The following is an 18,945-nucleotide window of genomic DNA, read 5'->3' as shown; positions in this document are numbered from 1 at the left end:
ACTGCCACTATCAATGAACCAGAGAGACAAGGCTATGAGCATGATTAAGGATTTCAAAAAATTTGCGGTGAAGGGAAATGTCGTCGACATGGCGGCCGGAATCGTTATTGGGGTGGCGTTCGGGAAAATCATCACAGCATTGGTTTCTGGGGTTATTATGCCTCCGATTGGCGTGCTATTAGGTGGCGTAAACTTTTCTGATTTAGCAATTGTCATCAAGGAGGCTGTAGGCGAAGCGCCAGCAGTGGTGATAAGTTACGGAGCATTTATTCAAACCATTGTTGATTTCACTATCATTGCATTTGTAATATTTATGGTTGTTATAGGAATCAATAAACTAAAGAAAAAAGAAGAGGAAGCGCCTAAAACTCCCAGCCCTCCTTCTAAGGAGGAGATGTTGCTAACGGAAATACGTGATTTACTTAAATCTAAATCATGATGACTGTTTGAAGATAAAATGTGTAACAAATCGCATGCAGTCGGACGCGGCATTATCGATACAAGATCTAATCGAATCTGTCCATTAGCTGTAATTGCTAATGTCTCTTTTACGCTAAGCGGAAGCTAGAACACTGTTATGTCTAACGTCTTTTGCAAGTCTTAAACCAGCCCCACAAGTGAGCAGAAAATCTTGGCTAATATTGCCCTAAATATGCTCCTGAATTTGCAAAGGCTAATGTCCGCAATTGGCTCAGCCTGTGTGAAAACTCATTATTGTAAGTTTTCATTATTGAGGGGTTATATCAGCTATTTATAAGGCTTCGCGTAGCGAAGCCGATATTTATGAATATCCATGATTTATATTTTTTATTCGTTAAAAATTGCTCATGTTGGCTCCTATTTGGAACATATTTGGGTCTTTTAAGGAAAGAGTTACCTCTTACGGCAACATCACTTCCTTCATCAACTTTTCTATTCCAAATATATTGAGCATTCTTTTTAAATTATACGCTAATACATGCAGGTTCAATTCTGTACTGACATTTTTAAACCCTCTTGTTAAAAGGTGCGTGGCTCCTGCCCACAACTTAATCGTACCAAAGGGATGTTCAACTGTTTGTTTTCGTTGAAGCATTGCATCAGGCGTTGCTTTGAGCAAGGCTTCCATTTTTTCCATATCAGCTTCATGGATCCAACGTCTCATTCTTCTTGGCTCTTTTTTAGAGCGGGTACATTGGCTTCGAATAGTACAATTTTTACAAGCCATACCATTGAAGTAAATTTTGATATCTAATCCTCTTTCTATCGAATTTAATCGATGTTGAAGCTCATTCCCCGCAGGGCAAATATAAACATCATTATCTTGATTGTATTGAAACAGTGATTTGTTAAAAATTCCCTTCTTTTCTGAGCCTGATGTATCGGTTTTTGGTACAAGAGTCAATACACCTAAATCTTGAGTATCTTTAATATCTTGTCGGCTGTAATAACCCTTATCTGCCAATATTGTTGTAACACTTTTCCCTAACGCTTTAAGTGTCAGTTTGGTCATATTGCACAACTGCCCCCTATCTGTTGTATTGGTGACTTCGTGAGCAACAATTAAATGATGTTTCGTATCCACAGCGCTTTGTATATTATAGCAAATAGCTCGTGTCATGCCCTGTGTTTTCATCAAGCGAGAATCAGGATCGACTGTTGATACTTGTTTGTCAGGATGATTATTGACGGCTAATTCCATCTCTTTTAGTTCAACGAGGTGTTGTTTTAAGAAATCTAATTTAGATTCAATATTAGCAATGTATTGTGATGTGTTCTCTTGTGAATCTGACTGTTCAAGCTTCAAAAAATAATTATTAATATGCTTTTCTACTCGCTCAATATGAGACTTCATTTTGCTTGGAGTGTAGTTTTTATCTTTGTTGTTGGATGCCTTAAACTTACTACCATCAATAGCAACAGTCGCTTCACTAAACATATTGAATTTATGGCATATTTGAACGAAGGTTTTACAGGTGTTTTTAATCCCACGATGGTTATCTTTTCTAAAGTCAGCGATTGTTTTAAAGTCTGGTGATAAATGCTCCGTGAGCCACATAAGTTCAATATTACGTTGTGTTTCTCGCTCTAGACAGCGTGACGACTGAATTCTGTTTAAATAACCATAGATATAAATTTTGAGTAATATGGCGGGATGATATCCAGGTCGGCCAGTTGCTTTAGATTGAACACCTTTGAAACCAAGGTTTTCTAAATCCAAACCATCGACAAATACATCAATTACTCTAACAGGATTCTCTTTAGAGACAAAATCGTCAAGGATTTCTGGAAAGAGGGTTGCTTGGGAGCGAGATAAACCTTTAATATGACGTGACATACAGCCAACATATAATCAATTAACCTAATGAATATTATAGCAAATATAGAGTGATTTATTATCTTGTTTTGAGACTGATTGATCATAAGTATCCGGTGCTTATTCGAAAAAGTGATCAAAACGTTTTCACACAGGCTGGGCTATGAGTTGACCTAAAGAATAGCCAGCAGATAACGTCAGCGATGCGCAGAAGACATTAACAAAGTTATTTTATAATGTGTTTCGAATGATTATTAAGGTTCACTTATGCCAGTTGAAGTCAGGTTCAAACTTTATTTGGCGTGTTTTTTGGTACTTTTTTAATAGATAAAACTTACTGCCACATTTGTTTCGATCTTTATTTAGCTTCTACACTTATCTTTGTTCAAAAAAAATCTGTGCAATCAATTGAGCATTAATAAAAAAGCCGCTATGACTTAACATAGCGGCTTTACAAATTTAATTTTTATCAGCATTACCTGAAAATAACAGCGAACTTAATGGTCTAAAACATTTCAACCGCAATCGCTGTAGCTTCACCACCACCAATACAAAGAGAGGCTAAACCTTTTGATAAACCTTTGTTTTTCAATGCATGAATTAACGTTACCATAATACGAGCACCACTAGCACCTAAAGGATGACCCAGTGCACAAGCGCCACCATTGACATTGACTTTTTCAACATCTAAGGCTAATTCTTTAATCGCTAACATGGTAACCATGGCAAATGCTTCATTAATTTCCCATAGATCAACATCTGCAGCCGTCCAGTTTGCTTTTGCTAAAACTTTATTCATTGCGCCAACGGGTGCTACGGTAAACTCTTCAGGTTTTTGTGCATGCGTTGCATGAGCAACAATTTTACATAAAGGGCGTAAACCACGTTTTTCTGCTTCCGACTGTTTCATCATCACTAATGCCGCAGCACCATCTGAAATTGAACTAGAGTTCGCAGCCGTAATAGTCCCGTCTCTTTTAAAAGCGGCACGTAATGAAGGTATTTTATCAGGGCGGGCATTACCCGGCTGTTCATCTATTGCAAAGACAGAGTCGCCACGACGCGATTTAATCGTTACTGGCGATATTTCATTTTCGAAAGCACCGCCAGCAATCGCTGCATTGGCACGTGCTAATGAGCGAATAGCATATTCATCCATGTCTTCACGAGTAAACCCAGCATCATCGGCAGTTTCTTGTGCGAAACACCCCATAGCTATGCCATCATACGCATTTTCTAAACCATCAGTCATCATATGATCAAGAATTTGACCATGCCCCATTTTTATACCACTGCGACCTTTAGGTAAAAGGTGCGGTGCATTAGTCATGCTTTCCATACCACCGGCAACAGCAACATTAATAGAGCCAGCCATTAGTGAGTCATGTGCTTGCATTGCAGCTTTCATTCCAGAGCCACAGACTTTATTAATGGTGGTACAAACTGTTGATAATGCCAAATCAGCCGCCAAAGCTGCTTGACGAGCAGGCGCTTGTTTTAAACCTGCAGGCAATACACACCCCATGATTACTTCATCAACTTGATCGTTAGCAATATTTGCCGCAGCAAGTGCGCCGCGTATAGCCGTTGCGCCTAAGTCAGGTGAAGTTACAGCAGATAATCCGCCCATAAAACCACCCATAGGGGTTCTAGACGCTGAAACAATAACAATAGGATCTGTAGTAGACATGAAAGCTCTCCGAGATAAAAATAAAAAGGGATAAATTAATGATTAACACCATAACTTATATTTGACGTTTACGCCAACGTAAACTTTAATAGTAAGGACACAATTATAGCCAATTTATATAGTAACGATTTTAACTGAGCGGGTAAATTATTGACGGGATATTTATTAGCAGCTTGATGAAAAAAGCTCTTGCTTTACGTTAACGTAAACTTCCTGTAAGGTAAGTGCATAACATAAATGTAGAGTTTTTCATGGCAGAATTAAAAGCACGGACTTTTTCAATCAGCGATCTTTCTAAAGAGTTCGATATAACGACTCGCAGTATTCGTTTTTACGAAGATCAAGGCTTGCTTGCCCCTACTCGCAAAGGACAAACTCGAATTTATAACCAAAGAGATAAAGTTCGACTAAAGTTAATTCTACGCGGTAAACGCTTGGGGTTTTCATTAGCCGAAACCGGTCGCATCTTTGAGTTATACGATTTAGATAATACCAGCGCCAGCCAATTAAAACTGATGATGGATATTATTGAACAAAAAAAATCAGACTTACATCAACAACTCGACGATATAAAAGTGGTGTTGATGGAATTAACAAATTTAGAAGAAAGCTGTTTAGCTACTTTATCAGCTATCGACAATACAAAAACCTAACGCATAACTTTACGTAGCTAACTAAGCTAAGGAAATAACATGATTTCTACCTTTTCATCATTAAACTTTAATCTAGGCGAAACCGTTGAGATGATCCGCGAGTCAGTTAACGCTTTCTCTCGTGACGAAATTGCTCCACGTGCAGCACAAATAGATATTGATAACGAATTCCCAAATGATTTATGGCGCAAATTTGGTGATTTAGGCTTATTAGGCATGACCGTTGACGAAGAATATGGCGGTTCAGGTTTAGGCTATTTAGAACATATGGTGGCAATGCAAGAAATTTCACGTGCGTCTGCTTCTGTTGGTCTAAGTTACGGTGCTATGTCTAACCTTTGTTTAAACCAATTAAACAAAAACGGTTCGCATGAACAAAAAGCTAAATATTTACCAAAACTTTGTAGCGGTGAACATATTGGCGCATTAGCGATGAGTGAGCCTAATGCAGGCTCTGATGTAGTCAGCATGAAATTGCGCGCTGACAAAAAAGGCGACAAGTATATTTTAAATGGCAACAAAATGTGGATCACCAATGGTCCAGATGCCAACGTTTATGTTATTTATGCAAAGACTGATACTTCAGCGGGTTCAAAAGGCATTACTGCTTTTATCGTTGAGCGTGATTACCCAGGTTTTTCTCGTCATCAAAAATTAGACAAATTAGGTATGCGCGGTTCAAATACCTGTGAATTAGTTTTCCAAGACTGTGAAGTACCAGCAGAAAACATTTTAGGTGAAGAAGGTAAAGGCGTTCGAGTCTTAATGTCTGGCCTTGATTACGAGCGTATCGTTTTAACCGGCGGACCTTTAGGTATTATGGATGCGTGTATGGACTTAGTTGTTCCTTATATTCATGACCGCAAACAGTTCGGTCAATCCATTGGTGAGTTCCAATTGATCCAAGGTAAAGTTGCCGATATGTACACCCAAATGAACGCAGCTAAATCTTATGCTTATTTATGTGCACAGGCGGCCGACAGAGGTGAAACCACACGTAAAGATGCAGCCGGTGTTATCTTAGTTGCTGCAGAACTTGCGACAAAAATGGCCTTAGATGCTATTCAATTACTTGGCGGTAATGGTTACATCAATGAATTTCCAGCAGGTCGTTTGTTACGTGATGCTAAATTATATGAAATTGGCGCAGGTACTTCAGAAATTCGTCGTATGCTAATAGGTCGAGAGTTATTCGCCGAGTCTATATAAGGTTATAACTTGCTACAGCCTCTCGATTTAGAGAGGCTGATGAGAGCCACACTGCTCTTGTTTAGCGCGTAACATTAAAGCTAATGTTCTTACTGATAAAATTCCATAATAAAGGCAAATATCGTGGCTAAAATAATTTCAAAAATCAATGTACGCAGCCCAGAATTCATTGAAAACGCTGCTCATATGCAAGTTCAAGTAGACGATTTAAAAGTAAAGCTTGAGCAAATAAAATTAGGTGGCGGACAGCGCAGCCGTGATCGTCATTTATCTCGCGGTAAATTATTACCACGCGATCGCGTTAATGCCCTACTTGATGCTGGCTCACCATTTTTAGAATTATCTCAACTAGCCGCTTATGAAGTTTATGACGCAGATGTTCCCGCTGCTGGTATTATCACCGGCATTGGCCGAGTTGGTGGACAAGAGTGTGTTATTGTCGCTAACGACGCTACCGTAAAAGGCGGAACCTATTTTCCGCTAACGGTAAAAAAACATCTTCGCGCACAAACGATTGCCCAAGAAAACAACTTACCCTGTATTTATTTAGTCGACTCTGGTGGCGCTAACTTGCCTAACCAAGACGAGGTTTTCCCTGATAGGGAACACTTCGGTCGCATATTCTTTAATCAAGCAAATATGTCAGCACAAGCCATACCGCAAATTGCTGTTGTTATGGGCTCTTGTACTGCAGGTGGCGCTTATGTACCCGCAATGGCCGATGAATCTATTATTGTTAAAGAACAAGGCACTATATTTTTAGCTGGACCGCCGTTAGTTAAAGCCGCGACAGGCGAAGTCGTTAGTGCTGAAGACTTAGGTGGCGCAGACATACATTGTCGTACCTCAGGTGTTGCCGATCATTACGCACAAAATGATCATCACGCTTTAGAAATTGCCCGCAGTATCGTCGGTAATTTAAATCGTGTTAAACCGGTAACCATGAATATTCAACCTATTGTTGAGCCCGCTTACGACGCACAAGAAATATACGGTGTGGTACCCAAAGATGCACGCCAACCTTTTGATATTCGTGAAATTATCGCCCGTGTCGTTGATGGTAGTAATTTTGATGAATTTAAAGCCCTTTATGGCACGACTTTAGTGTGTGGTTTTGCACGAATATTTGGCTACCCCGTTGGTATTATCGCCAATAACGGCATTCTCTTTGGCGAATCAGCTCAAAAAGGTGCTCATTTTATTGAATTATGTGCACAACGAAAAATTCCTTTAGTCTTCTTACAAAACATCACCGGATTTATGGTTGGTAAGCAATATGAAGCAGGCGGTATTGCTAAGCATGGCGCAAAAATGGTCACCGCCGTTGCCACGGCACAAGTACCCAAGTTTACCGTGCTAATTGGTGGTAGTTTCGGCGCAGGTAACTATGGTATGTGTGGTCGTGCTTACGATCCACGCTTCTTATTTATGTGGCCAAATGCCCGTATTTCAGTGATGGGCGGCGAACAAGCGGCTGGCGTTTTAGCACAAGTTAAACGTGACCAAAAAGACAAACTCGGTGAACCGTGGAGCGAGCAAGAAGAAGCTGACTTTAAACAACCGATTATTGATACTTATGAGCATCAAGGCCACCCCTACTATGCTTCAGCTCGCTTATGGGATGATGGTATTATTGACCCTGCCGATACTCGTCAAATATTAGGCTTAGCCATTTCTGCTTCGTTGAATAAACCTATTGAGGATACCAAATTTGGTATCTTTAGAATGTAGGGCTGAACAAGATGACACCATTAAAAGAGATCAATACCGGTCAGGTATTATTTAACGTAGACCGTTATGGGGTAGCAACAGTTACCTTAAATAATCCTGACAAGCACAATGCTTTTGACGACAAAATTATCGCTCAATTAACGGTGATATTTATCGAAATAGCCCAACGCGACGATATTCACCTGATGATACTCGCATCGACCGGCAAAAGTTTTTCTGCTGGGGCTGACTTAGCGTGGATGAAACGCATGGCCAGTTACTCATATGAAGAAAACTTACGTGATGCTAACGCGCTTGCGCAGATGTTACATGCACTTAATTTTTTACCGCAAACCACTATTGCACAAATACAAGGTGCTGCTTTTGGCGGCGCAGTGGGCTTAGCCAGTTGTTGTGACATTGTTATCGCTAGCAATAAAGCCAGTTTTTGTCTCAGTGAAGTTAAATTAGGTTTAATTCCTGCGACCATCAGCCCTTATGTCGTCAATGCTATTGGCCAAAAAGCCAGTCGTCGATACTTTCAAACGGCAGAACGTTTCTTTGCAGACAAAGCGCAGCAGTTAGGCTTAGTTGATGAGATTGTTTCGTTAGAAGCGTTAGAAAGCACCGTTATTGATATGGTGAGCACAGTATTGAGCAACGGCCCGAAAGCCGTTCGTCAAGCAAAACAACTTGCTTTAGATGTCGCTTATCAAGAAATTAATCTTGATTTACTTAGCATGACCAGTGAACGCATCGCATCAATTCGCGTTTCTGCAGAAGGCCAAGAAGGCTTAACTGCTTTTTTTGAAAAACGACCAGCAAGCTGGCAAAAAGAACCGACGAGTGAAGGATAAAAACATGTCTCAACTAACAACTAAAACAGCTAAAATGTTTACTAAAATTCTTATTGCCAACCGTGGTGAAATCGCCTGTCGCGTAATTAAAACCGCTCGTAAAATGGGTATTTTAACCGTTGCCGTATATTCTGATGCTGATGCTGACTCGCTTCATGTCAACATGGCTGATGAAGCCATTTACCTTGGTCCATCGCCCTCTCGCGAAAGCTATTTATTATCAGAGAAAGTGATTGAAGCGGCAAAACGTACTGGCGCTCAAGCCATTCACCCAGGTTATGGTTTTCTCTCAGAAAATGCTGACTTTTGTCGTCGATGTAGCGATGAAAACATCGTTTTTATTGGTCCGCCAGTTGCGGCCATTGAAGCGATGGGCTCAAAGTCTGCCGCTAAAAACATTATGGAAAAAGCCAATGTCCCCTTAGTCCCTGGTTATCATGGTGATGATCAATCCGAAGCCATCATTAAAAAAGCGGCTGACGATATGGGCTATCCGGTATTATTAAAAGCTACCGCCGGTGGTGGTGGTAAAGGCATGCGACAAGTGTGGAGCGAAGCTGAGTTTAGTGAAGGTTTTGCAGCAGCTAAACGTGAAGCAATGTCATCCTTTGGTGATGATAGAATGCTGGTTGAAAAGTATCTAACACAACCTCGCCATGTTGAAATTCAAGTGTTTTGTGATAATCATCAACATGCCGTTTACTTATTTGAACGTGATTGTTCAGTGCAACGTCGTCATCAAAAAGTTATTGAAGAAGCGCCAGCCTTTAAAATGAGTGAAAAGCTACGTAAAGCGATGGGCGAATCTGCGATAAAATCTGCCCAGGCTATTGGTTATCAAGGCGCAGGCACGGTAGAATTTTTACTGGATGTTGACGGTTCATTCTACTTTATGGAAATGAACACTCGCTTACAAGTAGAGCACCCGGTGACTGAAATGATCAGTGGCCAAGATCTAGTCGAATGGCAATTAAGAGTTGCTGCTGGTGAAGTTTTACCAAAAACACAGGAACAGTTAGTCATTAATGGCCACTCTTTTGAAGCGCGAATTTACGCTGAAGACCCAAATAATGATTTTTTACCTGCAACAGGCACGCTAGATTTTTTACAACCGCCAGCAGAAAGCGCGCATGTTCGTGTTGATACCGGTGTTCGTCAAGGTGATGAGGTGAGTGTATTTTACGATCCTATGATAGCTAAGCTAATTGTCTGGGATGAAAATCGTGAAAAAGCATTGCAACGTTTAACAAAAGCCTTGTCGGAATATCGTATTAAAGGTGTTACCACCAATATTGATTTTCTTTATAACTTAGCGACATCAAAACCGTTTATTAATGAAGAAATAGATACTAGTTTTATCGAGAAATACGACAGTGAAATATTTCATGATAACAAACAAGCGTTAGCCGACGAATTACCGATGGCAGCTTTGTATTTAGTACTTTCACTGGCTGAACAAGCGAAACAAAAAGCAGCAACGACCAAAGATCCTTTTTCTCCTTGGAATAATACCTCGGCGTGGCGCTCTAACGAAGCGCATAATCACCGAGTAGTTCTTGCCCACAATGATATTGAATATCCGGTGACTGTTGAACAGAAACGTCAAGGAAATCGTAGCTACTATTTAATTTCAGTTGCAGGACGAACAGTTGACTGCCAAGGTCGAATTGCCGGTGACACACTCCATGTCAGTATTGATGGCTATCGCAGTCAAGCCACTATCGCGCACAACATTGACAGTTCAGGTGATCAAATTAGCTTATATCGTCAAAATGGCGTTTTTAACTTTATTCATATTAAACCTGATTGTGGTGACAATAATGCTGATGATAATCATGGCGGCCTATTAGCACCTATGAACGGTACTATGGTCAGCGTGTTAGTCAAAGCCGGCGATAGTGTGACTAAGGACCAACCCTTAATGATCATGGAAGCGATGAAAATGGAGCACACCATTCGAGCCCCTGAAGACGGCACCATTGATACCTTATTTTACGCCGAAGGTGACATGGTTGATGGCGGCAGTGAATTACTTGCTTTTACGCCACAGGAGTCATAATGAGCTCCCTTGCTAATAATACCTTACCTAACAAAGTAAAAATCGTTGAGGTTGGCCCGCGTGATGGCCTACAAAATGAAAAACAACAAATCAGTGCCGAAGATAAAATTGCCTTAATTAATCTGCTCAGTGATGCAGGAGTCACTTACATTGAAAGTGGCAGCTTCGTTTCTCCGAAATGGGTGCCTCAAATGGCAACATCGACCGATGTTTTCAATGGGATAGCACGTAAAAAAGGGGTCACTTACGCCGCCCTCACGCCAAATATGAAAGGTTTTGAAGCGGCTGTAGCGGTGAATGCCAGCGAAGTTGCCATTTTCGGCGCGGCTTCTGAAGCGTTTAGTCAAAAAAATATTAACTGTTCAATTGCTGAAAGCCTTGAGCGATTTGAACCGATAATGGCCGCAGCCAAAAAATTAAACATTCCGGTAAGAGGCTATGTTTCTTGTGTTGTCGGTTGTCCTTACGAGGGTGAAGTATCACCAGAAAAAGTGGCTGAAGTGGCTGAAAAACTTTACCAAATGGGCTGTTATGAAATATCGCTTGGCGATACGGTTGGTGTAGGCACACCTGTTAATGTACAGAAGATGTTACAAGCGGTTAGTGCCCGTGTACCTAAGGCTAAACTAGCGGTTCATTTTCATGATACCTATGGTCAGGCGTTAACAAACATTTACACCGCTTTACAAAATGGTATTGCCGTTATTGATAGTGCCATTGCTGGATCGGGTGGTTGCCCTTATGCTAAGGGCGCTTCAGGTAATGTTGCCACTGAAGATGTGGTTTACTTACTCAATGGTTTAGGTATTGATAGCGGTATTGATTTAGATAAGTTAGTCCATGCCGGTTGGTTTATCAGTGATAAATTAGGTAAAACCCCGGCATCTAAAGTTTCTAATGCTTACCGTGCACAGTAATAAATATAATAATAAATGACGATGTATGATAAATACTCCATAGAAATAAATGTAATGAGGATTGAATAATGGCCGGATTTGACAAAGTAGTAGCAAGCTATGAAGAAGCAATGGCAGGACTTGAAGACGGTATGACCGTTATCTCGGGTGGCTTTGGTTTATGTGGTATCCCAGAAAATCTAATTAGTGAAATAAAGCGCAAAGGCACTAAAGCATTAACGATGGTTTCAAATAACTGTGGTGTCGATGATTTCGGTTTAGGTGTGTTACTGCAAGACCGTCAAATCAAAAAAATTGTTGCATCATATGTTGGTGAAAACGCTGAATTTGAACGTCAAATGATGAGTGGCGAATTAGAAGTAGAACTCACACCACAAGGCACTTTGGCTGAAAAAATGCGAGCCGGTGGTGCTGGTATCCCCGCTTTCTTTACGGCAACAGGTTATGGAACACCGGTAGCAGAAGGTAAAGAAGAGCGTGAAATAGACGGTAGAATGTATATCCTTGAGCCCGCAATTAAAGGCGACTTTGCCATTGTTAAAGCCTGGAAAGCCGATCGTTACGGTAATTTGGTTTTTAGAAAAACAGCACGTAACTTTAATCCTATGGCCGCAACGGCAGGCAAAATTACTGTCGTTGAAGTTGAAGAGATAGTTGAACCTGGCGAGCTAGACCCAGACCAAATCCATACACCAGGTATCTATGTTAATCGATTGATTTTAGGTACATTTGAAAAACGCATTGAACAACGAACTGTTCGTACTGCTCAGTCATAAATAATTCAGGAGATTAAACAATGGCTTTAACAAGAGAACAGCTAGCACAACGTGTAGCACAAGAATTACAAGACGGTTATTACGTTAACTTAGGTATAGGTATTCCAACGTTAGTCGCTAACTATATTCCTGCGGGAATAGAAGTGATGCTTCAATCTGAAAATGGTTTACTTGGCATGGGACAGTTTCCCACCGAAGACGAAATTGATGCAGATTTAATTAATGCCGGTAAACAAACGGTAACGATGGCAAAAGGTGCCTCTATCTTTGATAGTGCTGAGTCATTCGCAATGATACGTGGCGGACATGTCGACTTAACCGTACTAGGTGCCTTTGAGGTCGATGTAAACGGTAACATTGCTTCATATATGATCCCAGGTAAGCTTATTAAAGGTATGGGCGGTGCTATGGATTTAGTCGCGGGTGCTGACAATATTATTGTTACTATGACCCACGCTTCTAAACATGGAGTTTCAAAACTTTTATCCCATTGCACCCTACCATTAACAGGTAAAGGTTGTATTAAAAGAGTACTAACTGATTTAGCCTTTATCGAAATTAAAGACGGCAAGTTTCATTTATTAGAGCGAGCGCCAGGGGTAAGTATTGAGGAAATAATAAAACTCACTGAAGGTGAATTAATTGTTCCTGAACATGTCCCAGAAATGAAATTTTAATAACCTAGCGGCATATTAATCATAAGATTGAATAAAAAAAGAGCTCTAGCTCTTTTTTTTTACCCTATATATTAACATTATATTAAAGTTCACTTAACGGTCTTGATAGTCACCATTCGATTAAGCCCATGTTCTATTTGAAAAAAAATTGATAAAAGTATTTTTTCTTATTAAATTGCTTTACCCGTGTCACTAGCGTATTACACATTTTTCTTGCATTTAAAGGCTCAATTCGCAATACTAAAAGGGACAAAGAAAAGGCAAAACACGTGAAATCGTGTTACGCAAAACCACCGGTCTAAGGGATTTATGTTTTATATATAAATTCTATGACAGCGGAGTCACCTCGTTATACAAGGTACATCCCGTGGTTTTTTCCTTTACTAACTAAATTAATTACAAGGTTACTAAAATGAAAAAATTATTACTAGCTTCTACCATCACTATTTTAACATTAACGTCTGTTGTATCGGCGCCGAAAGCACAAGCTGCTGACATCGCTCAAAGCGTTTGCCAGTATGTAGCTGCAGACGACAAGAAACGCATGCGTTCGTTCTTAAAAACGAATAGATTAAAAATTCGCACTATCTTTCATGGTATTGAGTGTAATGGACAGAATCTGTTGGCGTTTGCATCGTCTAATGGTTCAGTTAAAACAGGTTCTTTGATGATTTCAAAGTTGCCAAAGAAAGTTGTTTCTGAAAACTTAGCTATTTTGCAAACCGGATCGCAACCATTGATAGACGCAGCTAACGAACGCGTTAGCAGCTAAACTTATTTTTTAGTAGATGTTATTTGTTCAATCAAGTGTACAGTTTTACTAGATAATAATTCTATGTCATTTTAAAAAGCCTGCTTCTGCAGGCTTTTTTTTGCCTTAGTCATTTCAATCTGTTTTTTGACTCGTTAAGCTAGCACCAGGTTAAAAAACTGATTACACTTAAGTTATACGAAGAAGACTGCGATATACATGTTGAATAAAAGAAGTTATAAAGACAGTAAGAATGCTTTAGTACTTACTGGCGGTGGCGCTCGAGCGGCTTATCAAGTAGGTGTGCTTTCTGCCATATCAAAATTTGTCCCTAGAAATCATGGCATCCCCTTTCCCATTATATGTGGCACCTCTGCTGGTGCTATAAATACCACAGCGCTAGCCTGTTATTCTTCATGCTTTCATTTGGGGGTCAAAAAATTAGAGTGGGTTTGGAAAAACATTAATACCAGTCGAATATACCACAGTGATGGTGTACGGGTTTTTTCACATTTGGCGAAAGGTATGCTGGCAAGTTTCCAAGCAGATTATGCCAATAAAAGTGCTCGTAGTTTACTAAACAACGCGCCACTTCGTGACTTACTGAATATGGTGGTCGACTTTAAACGTATCGACACCAATATTTTACGTGGTTATTTATCTGCAGTTTCTATTACTGCATCAAGTTACAGTAATGGCGATTCGATTAGTTTTTATCAATCAGATGAGTCTATTTCTCCTTGGTTTCGCGCTAAACGTCGTGGTGAGCCTTGCCAAATTAATAGTGAACATTTAATGGCTTCTGCCGCTATTCCGCTAGTGTTTCCTTCCATCAAAATTCGCCAAGAGCATTATGGTGATGGGTCTATACATCAACTTTCACCGTTAAGCCCTGCGATACATTTAGGTGGCGAAAATTTGTTTATTGTTGGTGTTGATCAACCTAAAGCACCACTTCATAGTAAAGTGAATAATCCTCATCCACCGACAACCTCTACTGTTGCCGGTCATTTACTTGATACTATTTTCTCAGATACATTACACAGCGATATTGAACGTCTAGAACGAATTAATGAAACGATAAAACTTATTCCACCAGAGCTTAGAAAAGAAAAAGATGGTTTAAAACCTATATCATCATTTCTCCTTAATCCCAGTCATGACTTTAATGCCATGGCGGTAGAGTATTTTTCAGACCTACCACTATCGATACGTTTATTATTACGCAGCGTAGGTATCTCTAATGACTCTGAATCAAGTATTGTTAGTTATTTATTATTTGAAAAAAATTATTGTCGGCAGTTAATTAAACTGGGATTTGAAGATGCTATGGAGCAAGAGACTGCGATTAGAAAATTTTTATCCCTTTAATAGCGATCCATTGCTAAAGTAAACGCCTTGTTGAACAAGGCGTTTACTGGCTTAACAACACTACGTACAATCAAAGGAAAAGTTAACCCCCTTTTAGATGAAATGTCCTGCAAGTTCTATGCATCTAGATCTAGGCCTAACAACACTCATCTAGACCTAACAACACGGTATAAAGTCAGGGGGAAGTTAAACACCCTTTTGTACAAAGCGCTCTGCTCGTTCTACTCGTCTAGGTTTTCCGCGTACAATCAGGGTATCCTGAGCTTGAAGAATAGTGGCTTCATCGGGTTGCTCTGATTCAATATTGTTACGGCGAAGCGCAACCACCGTGACCCGTTTTGCCGATAAATTAAGTGATGCTATAGAATGTCCATTAGCAAAAGAATTTTCCGTTAATATAATCCCATTAGCGAATTCAATGCGATCCATAGCATCAGGGCTCATGTCAGTATGCTCACCTTGGAAAAAGCCATGCAAATGGCTGTAGTGGTCTTTACGTTCTTTTTGTACACGGCGGATGATACGAGAGAAAGGCACACCGGTTAAAGATAACACTTGAGAGACCAGCATTAAGCTGCCCTCTAAACTCTCTGGTACCACTTGATTAGCACCCGCTTCTTGCAATGCTTGCAGTTGATCATCATTTCGAGTGCGTACAAGGATAGGAACATCGGGTGATAATGATCTGACTTTTTGAATAACCTCAAGTGATTGTTTGTCTTCACCAAAAGCAATAACAACAAGCTTAGCTTGCGACAAGTGGGCCGCTTGTAATAATTCAGTTTGTCTTGATGAGCCAAAAAGCACATTTTCTCCTGCTTCACGCGCTTTTGTTGCCCTAAGTGGGTCAATATCGATAGCAACAAACTTAATCGATTCTTGCTTTAAAAAGCGACTCACCGTTTGGCCTATTCGACCAAAACCACAAATAATAACATGGTCACTTAACTCTGTTTGCTCGGGAAGTTCAGCTAAATGATCGGTATCTATGGGCTTTTCGTTACTCAACATCAACGACCAACGACGAGCATTGTTAATCATATAAGGTGTTATCGCCATACTCAATACACCTGCGCCTAACAAGATAGAAGCCGTTTCAACCGGTAACAATTTAACCTGATTGGCTAAAGCGATAAGCACAAAGCCAAATTCACCCATCTGCGCCAACATAATACCTGCAGCCCAAGCATCTTTAGCCGCTTCTCCTGCGCGTTTTGCTAAGAAGGCGATGATAAGTATTTTAACCACCATAAAGCTGACCATAACGCCGATAATAACCAATGGTGAAGAATAAACGATACCGATGTCGAGTTTCATACCGACCGTTACAAAAAACAAACCTAGTAAGATATCACGATAAGGCCGGATATCGGCTTCAAGTTGATACTTATACTGGCTTTCACCTAACATCATACCTGCTAGAAAAGCCCCTAAAGCCATAGATAAGCCAAACCATTGAGTCAATGATGATGCGACTAAGGTAACGAGTAAGGTTGTTAAAACAAACAATTCATCCGTTCTAACTTGCGCCACTAAATTAAATAAACGTGGCAGCAACCATTTACCGGCAAACATTAACAAGGTAACGACAAAGACACCTTTAACTAGAGCAATCAATAACTCAACAACCATTGAGCTATCAGACTCTTGGGCAAACATCGGGATAATAATTAATAAGGGAACAACGGCTACATCCTGAAAAAGTAAGATAGCAACAGAGAGCTGCCCAGATTTTCTTTTCATTGCGCCCGTTTCACTCAATTGCCGAATAACGATGGCTGTTGAAGAAAGCGCTATAATGCCACCAATAATCAAGGAACTAGCCAATGTCTGACCAAACAACAAAGCAATGCCCATAAAAAAAGCTAGCGAAATACCCACTTGAAGACTACCAACCGCTAAGACCAGATGGCGCATGGCGATTAATTTAGGTAATGAAAATTCTAAACCTAGGGTGAAAAGTAAAAAGACGATACCTAACTCAGCAAAGTGATCGTAATCCACTTGGTCCTGAACCAAAGATAAACCATGATCGCCAACCAGCATACCTGCCACTAAGTAGGCTAAAATTGCCGGTAAGTGTAAACGGCGAAATAACCAAACAATAAGTACAGCACTAGATAGAATCGCTAAGAGTTCAAAATGACCTGTCACAAAAAATCCTTATTTTATCATTCGCATCGGTATTAAAATTATAAAAATAGAGTGAACACTACTGAGTCTAAAGCAATTATCGGTAGTTTGACAGCGGCAACTCCTTGCCATTAATGAATTGTCAAAAATTCGTCAAAGTTTTTATTAATATAAATTCATTTAATATCAATACTATAAATAAAACCATTTTAAAATAAATTTAGGTATAAAAATTGCTTAACCTTATCTGATAAAATAATCAGGTGATGATATGCAGACATTAAATTTAGTAGATAATCAGGCTTTTCAATATAACGCTTTTAAAGTGTTCGATAGTCCTGACCATGAAAAATCTAATAGAAAATTAGCGTTAATGGAACAACTCCAAACATCGCTAGAGCTTGATCGTTTACTCAATATTTTTGCAATGGAAGCAGCTAAGTATGTCGATTTTTCAGGTCTATATTTCAAAAAAGGTGATATGACCGCTTCGATTAGAGGGAGTAGACAAGGTAAAAATGAACGTAGCTTTGAATTAAAACTAAACCAAAAGTTTGTTGGTATTTTGACCTACGCCATTAATTCACCAATAAGCATTACTAATTATAAGATACTTAACGAGTTACATCAGTATTTAATTCACCCATTAAATAATGCTTTACAGTATCAGGAAGCTTTGCTGTTAGCGATGCAAGATGGATTAACCTCTTTAAATAATCGCCGATGTTTTGATGAGCAGTTAAAGCGTGCTATGCACCATGCAAACCGCCAAAATAGTAAGGTTGGTTTAATCGTCTGCGATCTTGATAAGTTTAAATTAATTAACGACAGTCATGGCCACAATTTAGGTGATGAAGTCTTGATTCAATTTTCTTTGGCGCTTAAAGAAAGTGTCCGAGATTCTGATAGTTTATTCAGATTTGGTGGTGATGAGTTTTCAATCATTGTTGAAAATGCCACGCTAGATTCTTTACTCGTTATTGAACAGCGAATATACAGCGCAATGACTCGTGATCCTTTATTATCAAAATATCAGGTCAGTTGTAGTTTAGGGCATACTTTTATGGACAGGATGGATACGCAAACAAGTTTTTTTAAACGCGCCGACAAAGCGCTATATCAAAGAAAAATATTTAAAGGCCGTAAGCTAAGTTTAGTCTAGTGAGGTTAACTTAGCTTAACTTTTCGTCTTCTGCAAAATAGCGAAGCGCTAATTTTTGTTGCTCTGGCGTTCTGCCAATAAGCAGGCGGCAAAATCTTACCGCTTTGCCAAATTTGTCAATACCGACAATTGATAGTGCTTTTTTAAAGTTTTCAGCCGACAAGTCATAGGTTTCAATAAAGTGCTCAATAGCAAGATCAACACTTGGGTAAGTTACCCCATCAAAAGTAAACTCGGTGCCAATATAATCAACATCGAGTTCGACGCCCTCAAGCGACAATAGCCAGCCTTGATAATTTAAGCGTTGTTTGGCTATTTCATACATCATCCAAGCACTTTTTTGAAAGCCAACAAAATTTCCGCTTTCAAACTCACTATCGGCAAGCTCTTCTTTCGTCCAATTGATACCTATCGCTAAATCTTTTTGATAGGTTTGTGCTAAAAAGTGCTTAACATTATTAGCAACAGCCCAAATAGAATGCTGCTTTGCCTTTCTCGCTAAAGAAGTACATTCACGACAACTAGGCACAGATAATGGCGGGTGTGAGCAATCAAAAACTAGAAAGTATTGATGCGGAAAGCCAAATGTTAATTCAGATGGCTCGCCACAAAACCAGCACTGATGGCGTTGTTCAAAAGGTATATCAACTAAGGTGTGTGCCATAAGTACTGTTCAACAATAAA

16 protein-coding genes and 1 riboswitch are annotated in these 18,945 nt (G+C 39.8%); of the genes, 12 read left to right on the top strand and 4 right to left on the bottom strand.

What is annotated here, in order from left to right:
- The first annotated feature begins 34 nt into the window (after positions 1-34).
- Positions 35-439, top strand: a complete 405-nt coding sequence (gene mscL, locus A3Q34_RS16590) for a large-conductance mechanosensitive channel protein MscL (RefSeq protein ID WP_070377146.1) — start codon at positions 35-37, stop codon at positions 437-439.
- Positions 440-880: 441 nt separating this feature from the next.
- Here mscL and A3Q34_RS16585 read toward each other — a convergent pair whose 3' ends face one another.
- Both A3Q34_RS16585 and A3Q34_RS16580 read right to left on the bottom strand, forming a co-directional pair.
- Positions 881-2,317, bottom strand: a complete 1,437-nt coding sequence (locus A3Q34_RS16585) for an IS1182 family transposase (protein ID WP_070376358.1) — start codon at positions 2,315-2,317, stop codon at positions 881-883.
- Positions 2,318-2,801: 484 nt separating this feature from the next.
- Complete coding sequence (locus A3Q34_RS16580) at positions 2,802-3,986, bottom strand: acetyl-CoA C-acyltransferase (RefSeq protein ID WP_070376357.1); 1,185 nt, start codon at positions 3,984-3,986, stop codon at positions 2,802-2,804.
- A gap of 251 nt (positions 3,987-4,237) precedes the next feature.
- Between A3Q34_RS16580 and A3Q34_RS16575 the strand changes: the two genes are divergently transcribed.
- From A3Q34_RS16575 to A3Q34_RS16530, 10 genes are all read left to right on the top strand, one after another.
- Positions 4,238-4,639: a MerR family transcriptional regulator gene (locus A3Q34_RS16575; protein WP_070376356.1), complete on the top strand. Its 402-nt coding sequence runs from the start codon at positions 4,238-4,240 to the stop codon at positions 4,637-4,639.
- 39 nt (positions 4,640-4,678) lie between these two features.
- A complete protein-coding gene (locus tag A3Q34_RS16570) occupies positions 4,679-5,848 on the top strand; it encodes an isovaleryl-CoA dehydrogenase (RefSeq protein ID WP_070376355.1) in 1,170 nt (389 codons plus the stop codon).
- Positions 5,849-5,971: 123 nt separating this feature from the next.
- Positions 5,972-7,579: a carboxyl transferase domain-containing protein gene (locus tag A3Q34_RS16565; RefSeq protein WP_070376354.1), complete on the top strand. Its 1,608-nt coding sequence runs from the start codon at positions 5,972-5,974 to the stop codon at positions 7,577-7,579.
- A gap of 11 nt (positions 7,580-7,590) precedes the next feature.
- On the top strand, positions 7,591-8,415 hold the full coding sequence (locus A3Q34_RS16560) for an enoyl-CoA hydratase/isomerase family protein (RefSeq protein WP_197517610.1): 825 nt from the start codon (positions 7,591-7,593) through the stop codon (positions 8,413-8,415).
- 34 nt (positions 8,416-8,449) lie between these two features.
- Positions 8,450-10,474, top strand: coding sequence for an acetyl/propionyl/methylcrotonyl-CoA carboxylase subunit alpha (locus A3Q34_RS16555; protein WP_070377225.1), 2,025 nt, complete (start codon positions 8,450-8,452; stop codon positions 10,472-10,474).
- Positions 10,474-11,391 carry a hydroxymethylglutaryl-CoA lyase gene (locus A3Q34_RS16550; protein WP_070376353.1) on the top strand — a complete coding sequence of 306 codons (918 nt, stop codon included), beginning with the start codon at positions 10,474-10,476 and terminating at the stop codon, positions 11,389-11,391. The genes A3Q34_RS16555 and A3Q34_RS16550 overlap by 1 nt, the downstream gene beginning before the upstream one ends.
- Before the next feature lie 68 nt (positions 11,392-11,459).
- Entirely contained in the window at positions 11,460-12,167 is a 708-nt protein-coding gene (locus tag A3Q34_RS16545) for a CoA transferase subunit A (RefSeq protein WP_070376352.1), read from the top strand.
- A 20-nt stretch (positions 12,168-12,187) separates the two neighbouring features.
- Positions 12,188-12,844 carry a 3-oxoacid CoA-transferase subunit B gene (locus A3Q34_RS16540; protein ID WP_070376351.1) on the top strand — a complete coding sequence of 219 codons (657 nt, stop codon included), beginning with the start codon at positions 12,188-12,190 and terminating at the stop codon, positions 12,842-12,844.
- Positions 12,845-13,093: 249 nt separating this feature from the next.
- Positions 13,094-13,193: riboswitch (cyclic di-GMP riboswitch) on the top strand.
- A gap of 63 nt (positions 13,194-13,256) precedes the next feature.
- Positions 13,257-13,616: a DUF3718 domain-containing protein gene (locus A3Q34_RS16535; protein ID WP_070376350.1), complete on the top strand. Its 360-nt coding sequence runs from the start codon at positions 13,257-13,259 to the stop codon at positions 13,614-13,616.
- 198 nt (positions 13,617-13,814) lie between these two features.
- The gene (locus tag A3Q34_RS16530; protein WP_070376349.1) at positions 13,815-14,966 is read left to right on the top strand and encodes a patatin-like phospholipase family protein; all 1,152 of its coding nucleotides are present in this window, start codon (positions 13,815-13,817) and stop codon (positions 14,964-14,966) included.
- A gap of 186 nt (positions 14,967-15,152) precedes the next feature.
- Here A3Q34_RS16530 and A3Q34_RS16525 read toward each other — a convergent pair whose 3' ends face one another.
- The gene (locus A3Q34_RS16525; protein ID WP_070376348.1) at positions 15,153-17,120 is read right to left on the bottom strand and encodes a monovalent cation:proton antiporter family protein; all 1,968 of its coding nucleotides are present in this window, start codon (positions 17,118-17,120) and stop codon (positions 15,153-15,155) included.
- Positions 17,121-17,370: 250 nt separating this feature from the next.
- Here A3Q34_RS16525 and A3Q34_RS16520 point away from each other — a divergent pair, with 250 nt between their 5' ends.
- Positions 17,371-18,261: a GGDEF domain-containing protein gene (locus A3Q34_RS16520; protein WP_070376347.1), complete on the top strand. Its 891-nt coding sequence runs from the start codon at positions 17,371-17,373 to the stop codon at positions 18,259-18,261.
- Positions 18,262-18,271: 10 nt separating this feature from the next.
- On the opposite strand, the gene A3Q34_RS16515 is transcribed toward A3Q34_RS16520, so the two are convergent.
- Positions 18,272-18,925, bottom strand: a complete 654-nt coding sequence (locus A3Q34_RS16515) for a hypothetical protein (RefSeq protein WP_070376346.1) — start codon at positions 18,923-18,925, stop codon at positions 18,272-18,274.
- Positions 18,926-18,945: the final 20 nt, after the last annotated feature.

The organism is Colwellia sp. PAMC 20917, assembly GCF_001767295.1.
In the GTDB taxonomy this organism is placed as follows: Bacteria; Pseudomonadota; Gammaproteobacteria; order Enterobacterales; family Alteromonadaceae; genus Colwellia_A.
The sequence above is the reverse complement of the archived record's forward strand: the minus strand, read 5'-3'. Positions and strand labels throughout refer to the sequence as shown.